Origin of the sequence: Paenibacillus sp. PDC88, from assembly GCF_900106725.1 — a bacterium.
In the GTDB taxonomy this organism is placed as follows: Bacteria; Bacillota; Bacilli; order Paenibacillales; family Paenibacillaceae; genus Paenibacillus; species Paenibacillus shunpengii.
Window position 1 is genome coordinate 69440 of the sequence record NZ_FNNT01000010.1, and the last position, 15355, is coordinate 84794.

14 protein-coding genes are annotated in these 15355 nt (G+C 37.0%); 2 read left to right on the plus strand and 12 right to left on the minus strand.

Going from position 1 to position 15355, the window contains the following annotated elements; all coding sequences use genetic code 11:
- Nucleotides 1-92: 92 nt before the first annotated feature.
- The 9 genes from BLW49_RS23550 to BLW49_RS23590 form a co-directional block, all read right to left on the minus strand.
- Complete coding sequence (locus tag BLW49_RS23550) at nt 93-1994, minus strand: ATPase, T2SS/T4P/T4SS family (RefSeq protein WP_090727249.1); 1902 nt, start codon at nt 1992-1994, stop codon at nt 93-95.
- The gene (locus BLW49_RS23555; RefSeq protein WP_090727251.1) at nt 1994-2836 is read right to left on the minus strand and encodes a hypothetical protein; all 843 of its coding nucleotides are present in this window, start codon (nt 2834-2836) and stop codon (nt 1994-1996) included. Before BLW49_RS23555 ends, BLW49_RS23550 begins: the two co-directional genes overlap by 1 nt.
- A gap of 2 nt (nt 2837-2838) precedes the next feature.
- The gene (locus BLW49_RS23560; RefSeq protein WP_090727253.1) at nt 2839-3522 is read right to left on the minus strand and encodes a hypothetical protein; all 684 of its coding nucleotides are present in this window, start codon (nt 3520-3522) and stop codon (nt 2839-2841) included.
- Between the two features lie 9 nt (nt 3523-3531).
- On the minus strand, nt 3532-4515 hold the full coding sequence (locus BLW49_RS23565) for a flagella basal body P-ring formation protein FlgA (protein ID WP_090727254.1): 984 nt from the start codon (nt 4513-4515) through the stop codon (nt 3532-3534).
- Between the two features lie 37 nt (nt 4516-4552).
- Nucleotides 4553-5938 (minus strand): hypothetical protein, encoded by a 1386-nt coding sequence (locus BLW49_RS23570; protein ID WP_090727256.1) that lies wholly within the window; start codon nt 5936-5938, stop codon nt 4553-4555.
- 66 nt (nt 5939-6004) lie between these two features.
- Entirely contained in the window at nt 6005-6913 is a 909-nt protein-coding gene (locus BLW49_RS23575) for a replication-relaxation family protein (protein ID WP_090727257.1), read from the minus strand.
- 12 nt (nt 6914-6925) lie between these two features.
- Nucleotides 6926-7774: a 30S ribosomal protein S1 gene (locus BLW49_RS23580; protein ID WP_256209921.1), complete on the minus strand. Its 849-nt coding sequence runs from the start codon at nt 7772-7774 to the stop codon at nt 6926-6928.
- Entirely contained in the window at nt 7771-8253 is a 483-nt protein-coding gene (locus BLW49_RS23585) for a hypothetical protein (protein ID WP_090727259.1), read from the minus strand. Before BLW49_RS23585 ends, BLW49_RS23580 begins: the two co-directional genes overlap by 4 nt.
- 104 nt (nt 8254-8357) lie before the next feature.
- Complete coding sequence (locus BLW49_RS23590) at nt 8358-8975, minus strand: hypothetical protein (protein ID WP_090727260.1); 618 nt, start codon at nt 8973-8975, stop codon at nt 8358-8360.
- A 254-nt stretch (nt 8976-9229) separates the two neighbouring features.
- On the opposite strand from BLW49_RS23590, the gene BLW49_RS23595 reads away from it, so the two are divergent.
- The gene (locus tag BLW49_RS23595; protein ID WP_090727262.1) at nt 9230-9535 is read left to right on the plus strand and encodes a hypothetical protein; all 306 of its coding nucleotides are present in this window, start codon (nt 9230-9232) and stop codon (nt 9533-9535) included.
- An 18-nt stretch (nt 9536-9553) separates the two neighbouring features.
- Here the strand turns inward: BLW49_RS23595 and BLW49_RS23600 are convergent, their stop codons facing one another.
- Nucleotides 9554-11998, minus strand: a complete 2445-nt coding sequence (locus BLW49_RS23600; protein ID WP_256209922.1) for a type IV secretory system conjugative DNA transfer family protein — start codon at nt 11996-11998, stop codon at nt 9554-9556.
- 527 nt (nt 11999-12525) lie between these two features.
- On the opposite strand from BLW49_RS23600, the gene BLW49_RS23605 reads away from it, so the two are divergent.
- Nucleotides 12526-13335 (plus strand): helix-turn-helix domain-containing protein, encoded by an 810-nt coding sequence (locus tag BLW49_RS23605; RefSeq protein WP_177178831.1) that lies wholly within the window; start codon nt 12526-12528, stop codon nt 13333-13335.
- Between the two features lie 155 nt (nt 13336-13490).
- On the opposite strand, the gene BLW49_RS23610 is transcribed toward BLW49_RS23605, so the two are convergent.
- On the minus strand, nt 13491-14822 hold the full coding sequence (locus tag BLW49_RS23610; RefSeq protein ID WP_090727265.1) for an FtsZ/tubulin family protein: 1332 nt from the start codon (nt 14820-14822) through the stop codon (nt 13491-13493).
- Nucleotides 14823-14844: 22 nt separating this feature from the next.
- Nucleotides 14845-15147, minus strand: a complete 303-nt coding sequence (locus BLW49_RS23615; protein WP_090727267.1) for a hypothetical protein — start codon at nt 15145-15147, stop codon at nt 14845-14847.
- Nucleotides 15148-15355: the final 208 nt, after the last annotated feature.

The following is a 15355-nucleotide window of genomic DNA, read 5'->3' on the forward strand; positions in this document are numbered from 1 at the left end:
ATGTCGATGTCTTATTTTTTCGAACTGAGACATAGTGGTAAACGCTTGATAAGACTAAAGCTATCAAACAAATAATCAACAATATTTGGATGTTAATCATAACTTACATGCCCCCAATGTTTGTTTAGGAAGGCTTTGAAATCACTTGCATCCTTAAGAGGCATAATCGCAAGCATTTGCTGTATTTTTTTCTTGGATAGAGGCTCACCAGCTACATATTTACCGTCCAGGTACTCTACAATGTTACGATCTTTCCATACACGTCCTGTTTTCCGCAGGAGTTCCTCTTTTTTAATTGCTATAAGTGCATCCATCTTGGACTCGAGAGTATCTCCGGACTTGATCTCTAGAAGTTCTGAGTCATCATGCTCTTGATAAATACATTCAGTGATACGTTCAATATAACGGTGACCAGTGTTGCTTCTTTCAACATGGACATCCAACTCAATGACTTTAGCCACCTGCTCTTCAGCAGTTTTTTGATCCGTTGCTGCTTGAGTGTTAATTAATGAATTTCGCAATGACCACATAAGGTCTCTAAAAGTTTTGGCATGGTGAGTAAAAACCGTAAATAAACTTGCGACTTGTCCCATCTTAATCATCCATGCAGCCACCTCATCAGTAGCGACTTCTCCTAATAGATTGACGGTTCCATCTGTTTTCTTCTGCAAATCAAGGCCTTGTTGACCAGTTATATAGTCCGTTTCACGAAATGCAATTGTATTCCGCTGTGGATACAGTTTCCGCAGGTTAAGTTCAAAAGCCATTTCTTGAATGCGTAAGTTATATACTGCTGGGATATACTTGACTGCTGCCATCATAAGAGACGTTTTACCAGAACCTTGTGGTCCAGTAATAGCAGTAATGCGAGCACCTTTCATTAGAAACTTCATCAACTCTCTAGGGAGCTCTGCATTTTCTGCTGTTTCATCTGATATCAGATTTTCTAAAGACATGTTGGGAAGGTCAAATTTTCGAACCCAGAATGCCCAGCTTTCTGAAAAAGGCGGTCGGACTACAACAACCCGCGAACCATCTTTCAACTCATTTACTTTGAAACCTGTCTGTTCTGTCATTTGACTCGGATTGTCATATTTATAGATGTTGTTGACGATTCTCTTTAGCTCCAACTCAGAATTAAAACTGAGAAAAGATAAATGAATTGATTTTCCTTTATAGAAAATCCATACACTTTCGTATCCGTGGTGTTTAATTTTTTTCATAGAGTTCATCAAATCCACTTCATCATCAAGCAGTTGCATTGAGCTAGGCACACCGGAAACCCCACCAGAAACGCCATCAACTCTCATGTTAAGGATGTCATCAATAACACCATATCCTTTGTACTGTGAGTACACTCTCTGAACCACAACACTCAGTCTATCCTGGAAATCCAGTTTAGTGTTCGCAAGTTCTGTCTTAAAGACCTTATTGATTTCTTCACTTGTGATAATGTAAGATTCTGTCGTTCCGTCTTCAATTTCTGACTTTAATTCATCGAGTTGATACTGACTTATCAGCTGCTCCAGTCCCTTAAATCCGAACTTCTTTTTATATAAATGAAGAAGGATATCAAACTTATCTTGATCACTTAATTTTTTGGGATCATTAAATGGGATGATCCAGTTAACATTCTCTTCATTGATCCCATACTTCCGTTCAAGTAGATCGTATATGTATTGCTTGAGATATACTTTCTCTTGAATATCACCGGTATTCGCGTTTTTAAGGGCTTTTTCCAGTTCAACTACTATTGCTTTTCGTCGTTCATATTCTTCATCAGATAAACCTAAATCCAGTAAATTCGTATTGATAAAATCACTTATCGTCCTTTTTACAAAGCCGAGTATCTGATCGATTTCATATCGTTTCCTGTCCATTTCATCTTTTTTAGATACTTGCTGGACGGGTTTGCGTCGTAATTTTAAAGTCAAAAACAATATAAGACCGATCAAAATGAGGACGATAATCAGATAGTTTAAAGTCGTCCCCATTAAGACACTCCTTTCTCAATACTTTTAATCTTTGTGTTGACTCCTACTTCCGTAAGAATGAATTCCGCTGCTCTACGTACTTCCTGCATGAAGTAATAATTATCATGATTTCTTGTGATGTATCGATTTTTCATGAAGAATCCCTTTATATCTCCATCATTGTAGTGATCTCTGAAATTAGTATTGTAAGGAATTGAGAGAATTGGACCTTTGTAACGGTACTTATTGGCTATGTTTTTAATTTTGTATTTTGATTCAACGTCATACTGACCAACCATCAAAACGTGAGGCTTGTTGTGCAGTTCCTCAGGCCAGTAGGTTTTACTTTCAAAGTACTTTTCTAAAACATTTATGTTCTGGTTAACACATACAACTATTAGATCCGAACTCTGAAGCATGGCTTTTCCTACTTCGCTATTCGTCCCACTATGAAGATCTAGCAGCATGGCATCATAATAAGTGCTTGCCTTCTCATATATAATTTTCAATACATCCGTCGATTCTTCGAATTGTGTTTGGTTAGGTTTTCCACTATTCTTCAAGAAATCAAGGCGATCCCGTTCAATGAATAACGAGTTGTTCCTGATGGAATTATTTTGTAACTTGCCTGAACGGACAGCTCGCTCTAAAGCATCAATACCAATTCCTGTGAAATCAAAAAATTCTGGATTAGATTGTTGCAAAGCCTTTCGGAAAGCCTGTTCTAAAGTGACATCGGACCATTGAGGCTGCGAACAAAGAGTTCGGATCTGATATTCCATTCCAACCAGTGCTGCTATCGCAGCGGTATTACTTGTAACTCCTAAGCCATGCTGGTATCCCCAAAATACAATTTGCCCCATCCTTAACCTCTCCTTTCAGTTTGCTTCCATAGATTTAAAGTTTCTTTTGGGCTCTGCTCAAGAATTCGTGATACGATTGACCTGATCACATCTTTGTATGGTCCTGAAATCCCCTTAAGTTTTACCGTACTGGAGAATTGATTATTGATTTTTCTTGTTAAGTCACGCTCGTCCGGATAGTAAGTCAAAGTATCCTCCCAATGGATAGGGTGTCTTTCTAAGAGATCATTAAGATGGGACTCGTTATGAGTACCATTGACCTCAAATAATACTTTAGTAAAAGGGTAGAGCTCAGAAATCATCTTTTCTTGGAAGTATGATTGAAGGAGCTTTGCATTACTCTGCATAACCGGATTCTCAAATGAAGAGACCAAGTAGTACATGTCGGCTAACGGCCAATTTCTCAGGGCCTCTTCATTTTCTGCATCTATTAGTACGATATCGTACTCACCTTTTTTGAGATGCACTTCCAAATCACTGTATCTTTTTAATCCTTCAGCAACATCAAAGTGATCATACTCCTGAAGAGTAGTATTCATCTCCACTTTCGGATAGGCATGCATATATCTACTAGTTAATGTGCAGTCAGCTATCAAAACTCTCTTCACTTGTGATACTAGCTTGGCAATGTAAAACAACAGATCAGTTTTATCGTAATTTCCTACAAAGAGAATATGCTTCTTCATAACTGCCTCCTACTCTGTTACCGTAGCATCAACTGGGACACTCACATTGTTATCTGTGAAAACAGCTTCTGAGTTTTGGGGAGTTTGCTGCTGATCGAGCAATGAATTCCCCGTAACTGTTGAGGTATCAGCTGCCTCTTCAGTTTCCTTCTTGGTTCCGTTCTTGCCGTTACTATAATCCTGTCTTTGCTTTTCAGTCATAGATTGCAAATCACTTTCAAGCTTCTGACGGTATCTTCGTTCTAGCTCCGTTGTTGCAACATCTATAATATTGGGATCAGAATCGATCAAATCTAAGACCTTTTCATTAGCAGGGTACGTAATAGCAGCCTCATTTTGCATGTGTGGATCTACATAGGTTAATGCGTAAATTGTGGCATCATTGATATAAGCGTCCACAATGGCACTAGACATTGTTAAGATTTCTTGCTCGTCCATCTCATACCAAATGGTTCCATTGGCTAAGTCTTTAACTTTTTTCTTAGATAGTACTATGTAGTCTTGGCCTGTTGGAAACTTAACGCGGACATCGACAAATTCATCCTTCTCCAGCTTGCTTGGAAGCTCGATAAGGCGAAACTCTTGGTTTCTCAGATCATCAGGTGTTATTCCATCTTCATAAAGCATCGAGTCGGTGATAGGTGTATTCTTTTTCAAATTAATCTTTGTGTACTTTCCTACAATATCATTAGCATGCATAACGTTTTCTGGTACTGCTCTTTTCGGAACATTTATGGTTACAAGGTCCGATTCATGTAGAATATCACCAGCCTCGTAATCGTCTGCAGCTACCTCAACGGCTATTGTTTCTTCTTCTAACTGCATTTGTGCAAAGTCACGTTGCTCCTCAAGAATGTTTCTTTCAGTTTCGTTTTTACCCTCGATGTGTTTGAAATAGAAGTAGCCGATTGTAACACAAATCAGTAGTACAACAATTCCGCCGATGGAGCCGGCTAAAATCAATTGTTTTTGGCGAAATCTTATTTTTGACATGAACTTTCTCCCTTCATCTCATAACTGCCGTTCAAAATTAGTCCTGAAAGAATGTCTGCATCTTCTTTTTAAGTAGTGAGAGTCGTTGATGTTGGTGCAGCTTCAATATTTCCTCTAATGTTGAGTTAACTACCTTATCCTTCTGATATGGATCTGTTTGAAACGGCAAAGAATGTATTTTTCTCTTTGGTAATTTTTTTCTTATATCATCAACCGTCTGTTTTGAAGCCATAGGAACGCACAATTTCCACCTGCTTTGATCAAGGTCAATTTGTTCCTCAAAGAAGTTCATAATGTCTTTCTGTTTCCATTCACTTCCTGACCCAACGACGATGGATATATTTGCTCGTAAAAATTCTTCATAGCAATAACTTTCTTGATAGGCTCCCATATCAATAATGATGAAAGCATAATTTCCTGAATGATAATGATAAAGTTTAAGATCCTTGACGGACTTAGCATATCTAACTCCGTCAATTGTAAATGTTGGATTTTTGAGTATTGTTGGATTATCTATACCTTCATAGGCAGCTTCAATTTCTACAAAATCGTTTGAATCGTTTGCTTCTATTAAAAGAACAGGATAATTTTCACTCGCTAGATAGTTAGCTAGCATAATGGCAGTATGAGTACAACCGACACCACTTTTTACACCAGTTACTGCAATTACAGCTGTTCCAACAAACCTTTCTTTTTTACGCTTAGCATTTTTTTGTAGTACAGGAGCAAAATCAAGTTCCTCTGTACGAATAACATCTAGATTTTTTTGCTTTTTTCCTTCGATAATCGCCTTTTTCTTCTCATCTATCTTTTCAAATAACTTGGCACTTGTTTCAGAGATTTGACGACTAAATTCTCTTGCAGATTCACTAAATCGGGAAACTGGTTGATTGTCTAAAGAAGTATTCTCAAGAGATCCATCTTCCTTCTCAGTTGTTTCATCAGAGATTATTTCAACTTCAGTAGTGAATGTCTCTTCCTGGTATTCTTCCTTGCCTTCATCAAGTTTCTCACCAAAGCAATTCTCCTGAGGGTTCTTTAGTACAGGAACTCGAACGCTATGTCCTAAGGCTTCAAGGATTCTTACTTCAACAATTCCGGGTTCAAGATCCATATAATTAAGGCAAGTAATACCTTCATCCATTAAGCTTGAAATCAATTCATCATCTTCTCGATGGTAAATCAGCATAATTGTTGAACCAGGACGCTCAATTCGTATCTTCGCAACGAGTCGCTTAAATGCATCGTCAGACCGTATAACATTCTCCATGAAGACAACAATATTTGATTCAATTGACTCCCACTGAGGAACAAAGAAATCTAAAGAATCAATTGTTCTGACTATTCTCCCAATATCACTAAGCTCATCAGCAAACCATTCTGCTTCATCCCTATCCGGGGTAGCTAAGAATATTCGATTCATTTACAACCCTCTATATTCCTGTATATATATCAATATATTAATATACAAACATAAAATGAAAGCTTGTTAGCTAAGATTATAGTATTGCTTCTCCTCATTCTGAAATATGAAAAAGCTTGTTTTGAGATTTTTCTGATGGTTGTACAGATCATTATCAGTTAGAAACCAAACATAATCTGAAATACCTTCTTGCATGATAAGCTTTTGTGCTAAAGTGGCCTTCTCTTCAGTAGAGAGAAGTAAGATGAGTATGCCACCACCTTCAGTACTTTTAAGAAAGTTTTTGTAGAACTGAGCTTGATATCTTAAGGTTTTCAACCATTTCTCGTCTTCGCGATGAACAACCAAGTAGAATGAAAGCATTTTCCCCTTTGGAGTTCGAAGTATATAACGAGCCATGGGTATTTGTTGTTCTTCTTCAATTTTTAAAGTAGGATGAAATTCAAAGTGTGTCATTTTGAAGTTCTCTCGAAGTTGAATATACAACTCGTTAGTCACTGAATATTTCATTCGATATAGCATGGTCATAGGCCGTGTAGCCCTCGGATCTCTATTACCTAACACTAAGCCGTATCGATATTTCAATACATCAGCACCGCTAGCACCTAACTCATAAAAACTCTGACGATTCTCACTCGGACTTGAATAAGTTTTCCATTGAATGCGCCGAATCATTCCATATTTCAACAGCTTACGAACTCTCTTTTTAACTGTTTCCTCTCTCTCTGCTTCAGGAAAGAAAATTCTTTGTAATTGAGATAGCGTAATCCAGCGGTGTACAAAAAGAAATCTTACAATTTCAATATCCCTGTCTGTGATCCAACCATTTTTTATTTTTTCTTCGATGTAATAAAACTCATGTCTTGTTAGCTGATCCATCCCTGTAACGTACGCATATGGATCATCCCAAATCGGTTTTGGTTGGAGTGTCGGTTCTTCCGCTGAATCTAACAACGGAGACACTTGAAATTCCATATTACACTCCCCTTAATAAATTTCATGAGGAAATTTGCAAATTCTTGATTTAATACGCCTTCTCTCCACATCAATGTTTCTTATTTTCACACTCACTCGTTTTCCAATAAGTGAACCATGAGAGGGAAGCTTTGGTGGAAACCAAGCAAGAGTCTCAACGCCAGGTGTCAGCTTAACGAAAACCCCAACATTTTCAACGACACTAGTTATTTCCCCGGGATAAAAATTGCCCACACCAAAATTCTCTCGGACACGATTCCATGGGTCTTCTAACAACTCTTTACGGGATACTCGTACTTGCTGTTTCTCCCTATCAATTTTCTTGATTTTAACAGTAAGCGTAGTACCGAGTGGTACAAGGTTCTTAGCTGAATGTGTCCAATCATATTCATAATCTTGAATGGCTAGCACACATGAAACCCCTTTTACTAAAACATACAAACGTTCCTCTTCCCATCCGGAAACTGTTCCTGTAACAACATGTCCTTCTTCAGCAGTCTCCCAAAATTCCTCCTGAAGTTCATCAATTGCTTGCACACGAGAAAGCAAGACAATTCCCTTTTCTTCATCAAAGACCTGAAATTGTTCAGGGTCTAGCCCCATTTTCTGTACATCCAAAACCATAAAATCAATTCGATGATCAATAAAACCTACAAGAGAACGGAATTTATGTTTATCAAATTGATCCTCATAAATTAACCCTTTAAGACCATTATTTAAATGAACAAGCACGCACTCCATTTTCTTGCCATGAGGTTCGTGTACCTCTACACCGCTCACTAAACCTTGGTGAATTTGTTTTCGACGTAAAGACGTCCTGTATTCCTGCATTGGATTTGATGAAAGTGATTGAAAACTCACGCTGATTCCTCCTTAACTTTTATGTAAAGTGCGTATTTACGATCTGTCACGAAACGAAAACCAACCAGTTCCAAATCCCTACGTTTTCGATCAATTACTCTAATCGCTTTTCTTTTGAACATCTTATTAATAAATTCCTCTCCAAGCTCCGAGGACCATATTACTTTGTAATACCCTTTTGTTGGTAAATGTCCGGCTAAGTCAATGCTTATCTGAAGAGCTGAGTCACTAGCATTAATGTCATTATCTTTTTCGTTTAATTCTAAATCTTGTGTAGCTGTTAAAATCATTTTGTTTTTACTAGACCATTCAATGAGTAAACTTGGATTTATTCTCTTTATAGCTGTAACGAATGCGTATATAGGCACATACTCGTTCATGAAGAGACAGTTGTTATAAAAGTTCTCAAGCCTATCCACATTACAATCAGGATGGGTTAGCACAAACTCCAGTTCTTCAAGTAGATGTTTATCAATCAAACTATTACTCCTCTCTAAATTTTCTCCTTTCCATGTATTATAATCAATTAGTTAGTTTATATATATATTAATATACAACTATAATTGAAAAAAATGAAGGGTTATTATTTAACCCTTTTAAGTTGACCTCTTTTTATTGTTTTTGGCAGCAGCTCTGTTGTATCCAACTGCCTTATTTCTAAGTAAGGATTACCAAACCGATCGGTAGTTCTCTCGATATAATATTCTTGATCCTCAAACAGTATATACGACTCATCATCGTAGTACTCTCCCTTTCGAATCTCATCTATAGCAAATTTAAGTATCTCCTTCGAATGTAGAATACTTGCTGATATCTTAATTTCAGGATGATTGTATACACTTTCAGTTCCAGTCGTCATCAATTTGTATGGTTGTTGAGTCAAAGGATTGTTCATAGTAACAATATTAACTTCATCATCATGAGATATTTTTATTTTTGCAAGATTATCTTGTGGAATCATTTCAAAACTTAACAACGAACCATTAAAATACCAAGCATGGTTTATGTCAAAATCGAGGGTGTAAATCTTATCCAAGATACCATGAAACAATTCCTCATAATTATTTATTGATTCTTCTATATATAGATCTGGGTAACCATAATGTTGGAGTCCGTATGTTCTAACATACTTGATGTTGCCATCTAAGTCAGTCGTCACAACTGGTTTTATTGAAGGATCAAAAAATTGATGCATATACATCGCATCCCTTCTCAAAAGTTTCCGATATAGATTATTATATTACTCTTTTTCAATTCAACAAAATTTTTTACCCTCCCCCTGTAATTTTTCCTGCAAGTTGGGTAAAATGTACTAGAAAGTAATTAATGAAAACATATTTTAATGCTTTTGAATATGAGTTTTTATGATATATATACGCTAATCGATATATGTTATTTACTTATATTGTGTGTTAATATATATGATAGTAACCTGAAAGGCTCGGTGAAATAATAATGACCTTTTCTTTTGATTTATCGTCAGAGTTAAGAGATTACTTAGAAAAAATGATTACAAATCTGCCAAACGCTCCAAAACTCGTTATGCAATCCCTATCAAAAAAGGATTATAACAAGGAAGATTTATCCCTAGAAAGCAGAGTACGTCGTGGTGAACTTAATTACGCAGTTATTTGGATTGAAGCTCTCGGCTTTGTTCAATATAATACGAGTGGTCGCCAAAAACTCTACAGTCTCACACCACTTGGTATCAAAGTTTATGAAGAATTTAATGAATTGTTCCATACTTTGAATGAAGAATAAAAAGAGTAGCATGACGGATTACTCCGTCGCGCTACTCTTTTTTTCCTTTCTGGAAATTTGTGCATCGTTCTTGATTTGCTGTGCTAACTTAAGTGCCTTATCATCTATACTTGCCGGTTTGAAGGTTACCCCACTAGGAGATACAACACTCTCATTTACCTTCGGCTTCGATTTATCATCATCAATACTTCGAGCCAATGGTTCTGGGTCATCCCAAATCGGATTTCGGATTATCTCTGGCTCAGTGTCTTCAGTATGGAGTTCAGCCTCAACTTTAGTGGAATGAAGTTCTTTACTAAGTTGTGCGTTCTTTTTTATTCTTTCCAGTTGATCAATACTATTATCTTTTCTTTTCCCTCCTACATCCCCCCTATTTGGAGATTCCGTATTTAATATCTCCTGGTCTTCAATAATCTCATCATCTTTTAAAATTTCTTTAAGGGGAGTGAACAGGATCTTCGGCAGCGGATAGATAAGCCCTATTACCGGATCCAGTCTAACATTATTATGTACTCCTCTGAATAGACATTCCGCGGGATCCCCAGTTTCAGGATTGTATCCTTTCAGACTAAGTATTTCTTTTGGCATCACAGTATACCTTTTTTCTTCTTTTATCTGAGTTTTGAAACCAGTGGCAGACATTTCATCAGTCCCACTACTTTGTCCAATTTTGTATTCTTCACCTATCATTTCTGAATAGTACTTAGCATCATTAGGATCCAAACCAGCCATTATGAATTTATGAACAGCATTTTGTTTTACCATAGCTCCTAATCTTTTACTCACATCGTCTAATTGTTCATTCCCTTGATGAATCACATTAACAAACACTTCGAATTCTCTGGCCATTTCCATAAATGTTGAGAATTCTTCATCCGCAAACATTTCCACTTCATCGATAGTTAATTGATGTGGGCGTACATTCCCATCCATATTTCTACGGAATGTGCTCGCCCTTGCAAGGTTCAAAAATAAACGACCAGCAGTGTACGTTAAAGTTTGTAATGTACCGTAAGCTCCATTAAAAAGAATAATTTCGCCATTCTTCATAGCTTCATCAATGCTAAATGTTGATTTACCACAAAACATCTTTTGAATATATTTGTTAGACGTCAATTCAGAAAGGTAATCATACAAGTTAGAGTAAGTTTGCATCGCATGCTCCTGCATTTTAGGTGAACCCGCCATATTTCGTGTATATTCAATCAGCAACGGTACCTGACTTTCTTTTCCAAGAAGTGTAATTTGGTGCATCACTTCAACTCTAAATTCATCATTAATTGGTTGAATCAACTTATCTAACTCATTGTAAGTGGCTTCGTTTCCGTAAACTAGTTTTAACGCTTTAACACCTACTCGAAAAAGCTGTGTAGATCGACTTTTAAAATAAATTTGTGCATCTGTTCCAAGATAAGCATGAAACGCTGCTACATTCCTCTCGATCATTGGTTCAATATCTTCACTTTCAGGAACATAAAAAGGATTTAAACAATCAGAGTTCTCAACCAAAGGATCAAGTCTGTAATACTTCCTCCCAATTCGATCCAAGAAATTAGCCATTCGTTTTATCAAACTTCCCTTAGGATCAATAATCGTACTTCCAATGTAGTCATTCAACAAATCCTGAGTAATCAAGTTAGTTGCGAAAAGAGTTTTACCAGCTCCTGTTCCTGCAATGATTTGACCATGCTGTGCTCTATCTGACCGATTAAGCTTCATGAGCTGACTTTGTCTTTCTCTAGTTGGATTCGTGTAAAACAGTTCCAATTCACATAACTCTGAGAAGTATCTTAAATGGCTTAAACAACCTGGTGTATTTATATCTATATCCTCTAATTTAACTAGTCCATCTCTAATAAAAGTAGTATTCTCCTCCCCCTCTCCCTCGCTCTCACTTAAAGTCATTATTGTATTTTTCGACTTACTTTTGTTAGAAGTATTTATTCCCTCAGCTGCCACAGAAAGTTTATTAAAAATTGTAGAATTCGCCCGTATACGCAATGTGTAATATAAAGTCAAGATGATTGTAGATACGAATAAAAGAATTGCAATTACAAATCCAATTTTATTGTCTGTAAAATAAATTATCAGTTGGCCTACTGCTAACACACTAAGTGCATTCAAAAAAGTCTGAATTACAGGCTTTGCATAATGATTTCTATGTAATGCAGGACATGAATATATCGAATGTCCTAAAAAGCAGACTAAAATAATAGGAACTGCTCTAAATACAATCGGATCATCTATTCCGAGTATTACGTCTTGATATTTTGTGACCAACCATAGAAAAATGATAATTAATAAAACTAACAATAAAAAAGCTTGAGAATTCCAGATGGTATTCTTATTTACTGGATCAAGAGAAAATCTTCGAACAGCAATATACACATTCTTAAATATAAATGCCATCATATGACCGATGGCTGAAATTATTCCTCCGATAACCATTCCAATATATTTCAAAAAGCTGCACCTCTCATATTAGTATATTAGTTAATTAATATATTACAATAAAATCCTCTAAAATCTACTCCCTATTGAATATTTCTTACTGAACGAAACGGCAATTGAACATACTTAGACACAAATATACATTTCTCCCATGCACATGGAGCCCCCTCCATCTAACTTAAACGTCTCCCACACTCATGTAGACCCCCTCCCACACCGAAAAAAACCCCTCCAATTATGTGGGAGATCGTCTCCTAGTCCAAAATTATACTCTTACACTTTAACTTGCAACAGTATTTATGGTATATGTATACATCTCTAATATCATTAGTATCTATCTATCTTCTTTGATATATATACCTCTCTTAGTATGTATATATATCTCTCTCAATTGATTGGAGATATATACATGTGCCTTGTTTGCTCTTCCCGATTCAATGGGAGTCGTATATAATTCTATTAAGAGAACCGTATTACATCGGGTAGATACATCTCTCAATCATTTTGGAGAGGGTCTCCAATACGAAGGGAGGGTTATCATGAACGAAACTATGTTTGAAAAGGCCTATACAATTAAGGAATTTAGTGATGCAACAGGGGTTCCGCAAAATACTCTCCGTAACTGGGAGGAAAAATTGGGGGAAGCTTTTGTAGTCCCAAGGGATCCACACGAGAATCGTTACTATACTGAGAGGCATTTAGAATTAATCCGGCTAATTCAGAAATGGCGCGATTCCGAGTACGAGTTGAGCTTTACCCAGATAAAGCAGATGCTTCTCCATATGAATATGGCAGGGCCTAAAAACGAGATGTATTCAGCTCCAAGTGGGGAAGAAGGGGGCTCCAACTCACTTGTATCCCTCTCCCAACAGAATTCACAATCCTTACAGCTACAAGAGGTTCAACAACTTGTAGTTAATATGGAAGAGCGTATGCAGCAGTTTTTTGGTCACCTTGATCAAGTGCTGCAAACACACGCTGAAACTACCCACGCGTTCGTTAGGCAAGAAATTGAGACTCTAAAATCATCTCAATCTAGTAGAGACGAGAACTTAATTCAGAAAATAGAATCAAAATTCCATGACAAAATTCAAGAAGAACACAGAGAGTTTCTATCTAGCATCAATTCAATGAAAGATGAGTTTAGATCTCAGGTTGAGACAACTACAGAAACAAACAAAAGACACTTAGATGTCCTTATGGCAAACACTAAGAGCGAGTTCCAACAACAGTTAGAGGACAATATGAAGAACTGGGCAGTTATCTCCCGAGAAGATTTAGAAAGAGAAGAGAATGCACGTAAGAAAAAGAAAAAAGGATTCTTCGGGTTATTCGGTGGGGGAGAGTAACAAAAAAAGCGCTGCTTTACGCGGCGCTTTTTTTGTTACTCTTTTCAGTAATAAGAAGGGAAGTACACTCAGATTAAATTAACGACGCGTAATGTTACGTAACGCATCGTTATTATTGGATAACAAAAAACCCCCTATAAAGGGGGGAGGGGAGCCTACAGTAAAAAGTCATCATCATCAGATGATTTAGTCTTTTTGCTTGTATCTCCAAATAAATCAAACTCACTATTTACCGGTTCCTTTGATGCAGCCACTTCATTTTTTGTGATTGTTTTGAATGCAGACAAATCCAATGTTGTCTTGTTCTTTCTCTCATTTTTTTTAATTTCTAACTCTTGCTCTTCGCGGTCAATTTCCTCCAACATTTTAACGATTCTATCAGGTAATTGGGAGCATACTACACCAGTATAGAGAATTGCTTTATTGGTTTCATTTTCGCTGTGTTTTCCTCGACTAGTAGTTGTTCCCCAGATATTGTTTTCAATCAATCCGGAATGAGGTTTCTCAGCATTAGCAATAAAGCGGCCAAATCTTTCTTCCAGTGTTCTAAACTCTGAATCAGTTATAATCGGGTTCTTATGCTTAGGATGAATTACTGCAACAAATCCATTTACTGCATCCAGTTCGTAGTCATAGTCATTGGCAGTAGGAGATTCTCTGAAGCTCTTTTCAATGATAGAAGTGAGGCTATTTACTTCAAGAGAGTCATTCTCATGAATATAGCATTTTCCCGACGAATAGTAGCCAGGAGTACTCAGTACATCAAGTAATTCATCTTCGTCAAAAGTCTTGCTAGAAGGGAGTGAAGTCATAAAAGATATCTCTGTGAGCAATGAAGCGAGAGTACTGTTACCATAGTCAGTCCATTCTAGTTTAGTTTCTGTGTTACTAAAAATCCCTTCTGTCATCGTGTATAGCTTTTCATTATCAATGATTGTAACTGATCCACAAGCGTTTTTCTTAATCAATTCATCAATATGTGATAAACCCCATCGAGCGTTCTTTTTGATACCACGTTTTTCCCATGATCCTGGTACTGAGACGATTGCGCCAAATGACGGTTTTCCGTTGAATGGCTTTCTTACTCTGCTTAAGTTACTTAAGATGATAGGAGCAGCTGCATTACCTGTGCCTCCACCCATACCTGCGATAACAAAAACAAAGTCAGCATCTACAACATCGGGATTGCTTAAAAGAGAGAGGACCATCTCACGGTTATCTTTAATAGCAGCTTGGCCACGCTCTATATCCTTGACTGCTCCATTGTAGCCCTCTAATTTGATAATATTCTGGACAACTTTGAGGTCCGAAAGGTCTGATTCAGAGGTGTTTAGAGCGTAAACTGTATGTCCTAACCGGGCTAGTTCGTCACCTTGACGTCCACCGAATTGTCCGCAAGCTATAAAACAAAACTTAAGTTTTTTCTGGTTACCATCAGTCCGACGCATAAAGCCCTCAAGTGTGATAAATCCAAGATTCATTTCCATTAGTTTTACCTCCTATTATTGTTTAAGCCTTACTATCACGTAAGTAAAGAGCTAATTGTTTTCCTCTTATTTCGTCTGGAATATACTTCTTCTGTCTCCGATCGAGTGGGGAGGGGTCTACATTAACAAAACCATTGGTCTCTAATAGAAGAAGAGCCTTCTCTACTAAATAACGATCCCCAATTTTACTAACCAGAAGTGTCCAGGTAACTCCTCCTTCAGAACGGTGATTCCAAATCTCAGCAAATACGCTGATCATTTCTTGTGGAATCCTACGAGCTATAAAGTCTAATACTTCTGGAGGGTATTCAACGTGACCATTCAATCTCAATCACTCCCTTTCACATAAGATATTACGATTTGAAATAAACTAAAACTCACGACGCCTTACGACGCACTAAATATGATTTAACAAAATTAATTAACGTTACTTAACGCAGCGTCATTTATGTAATTTGACACTTTAGCCTTAGAATCCTGCATATTATCTACAATTTTAATAATTTAAAATCCAGAATTTCACGTTGCGTAAC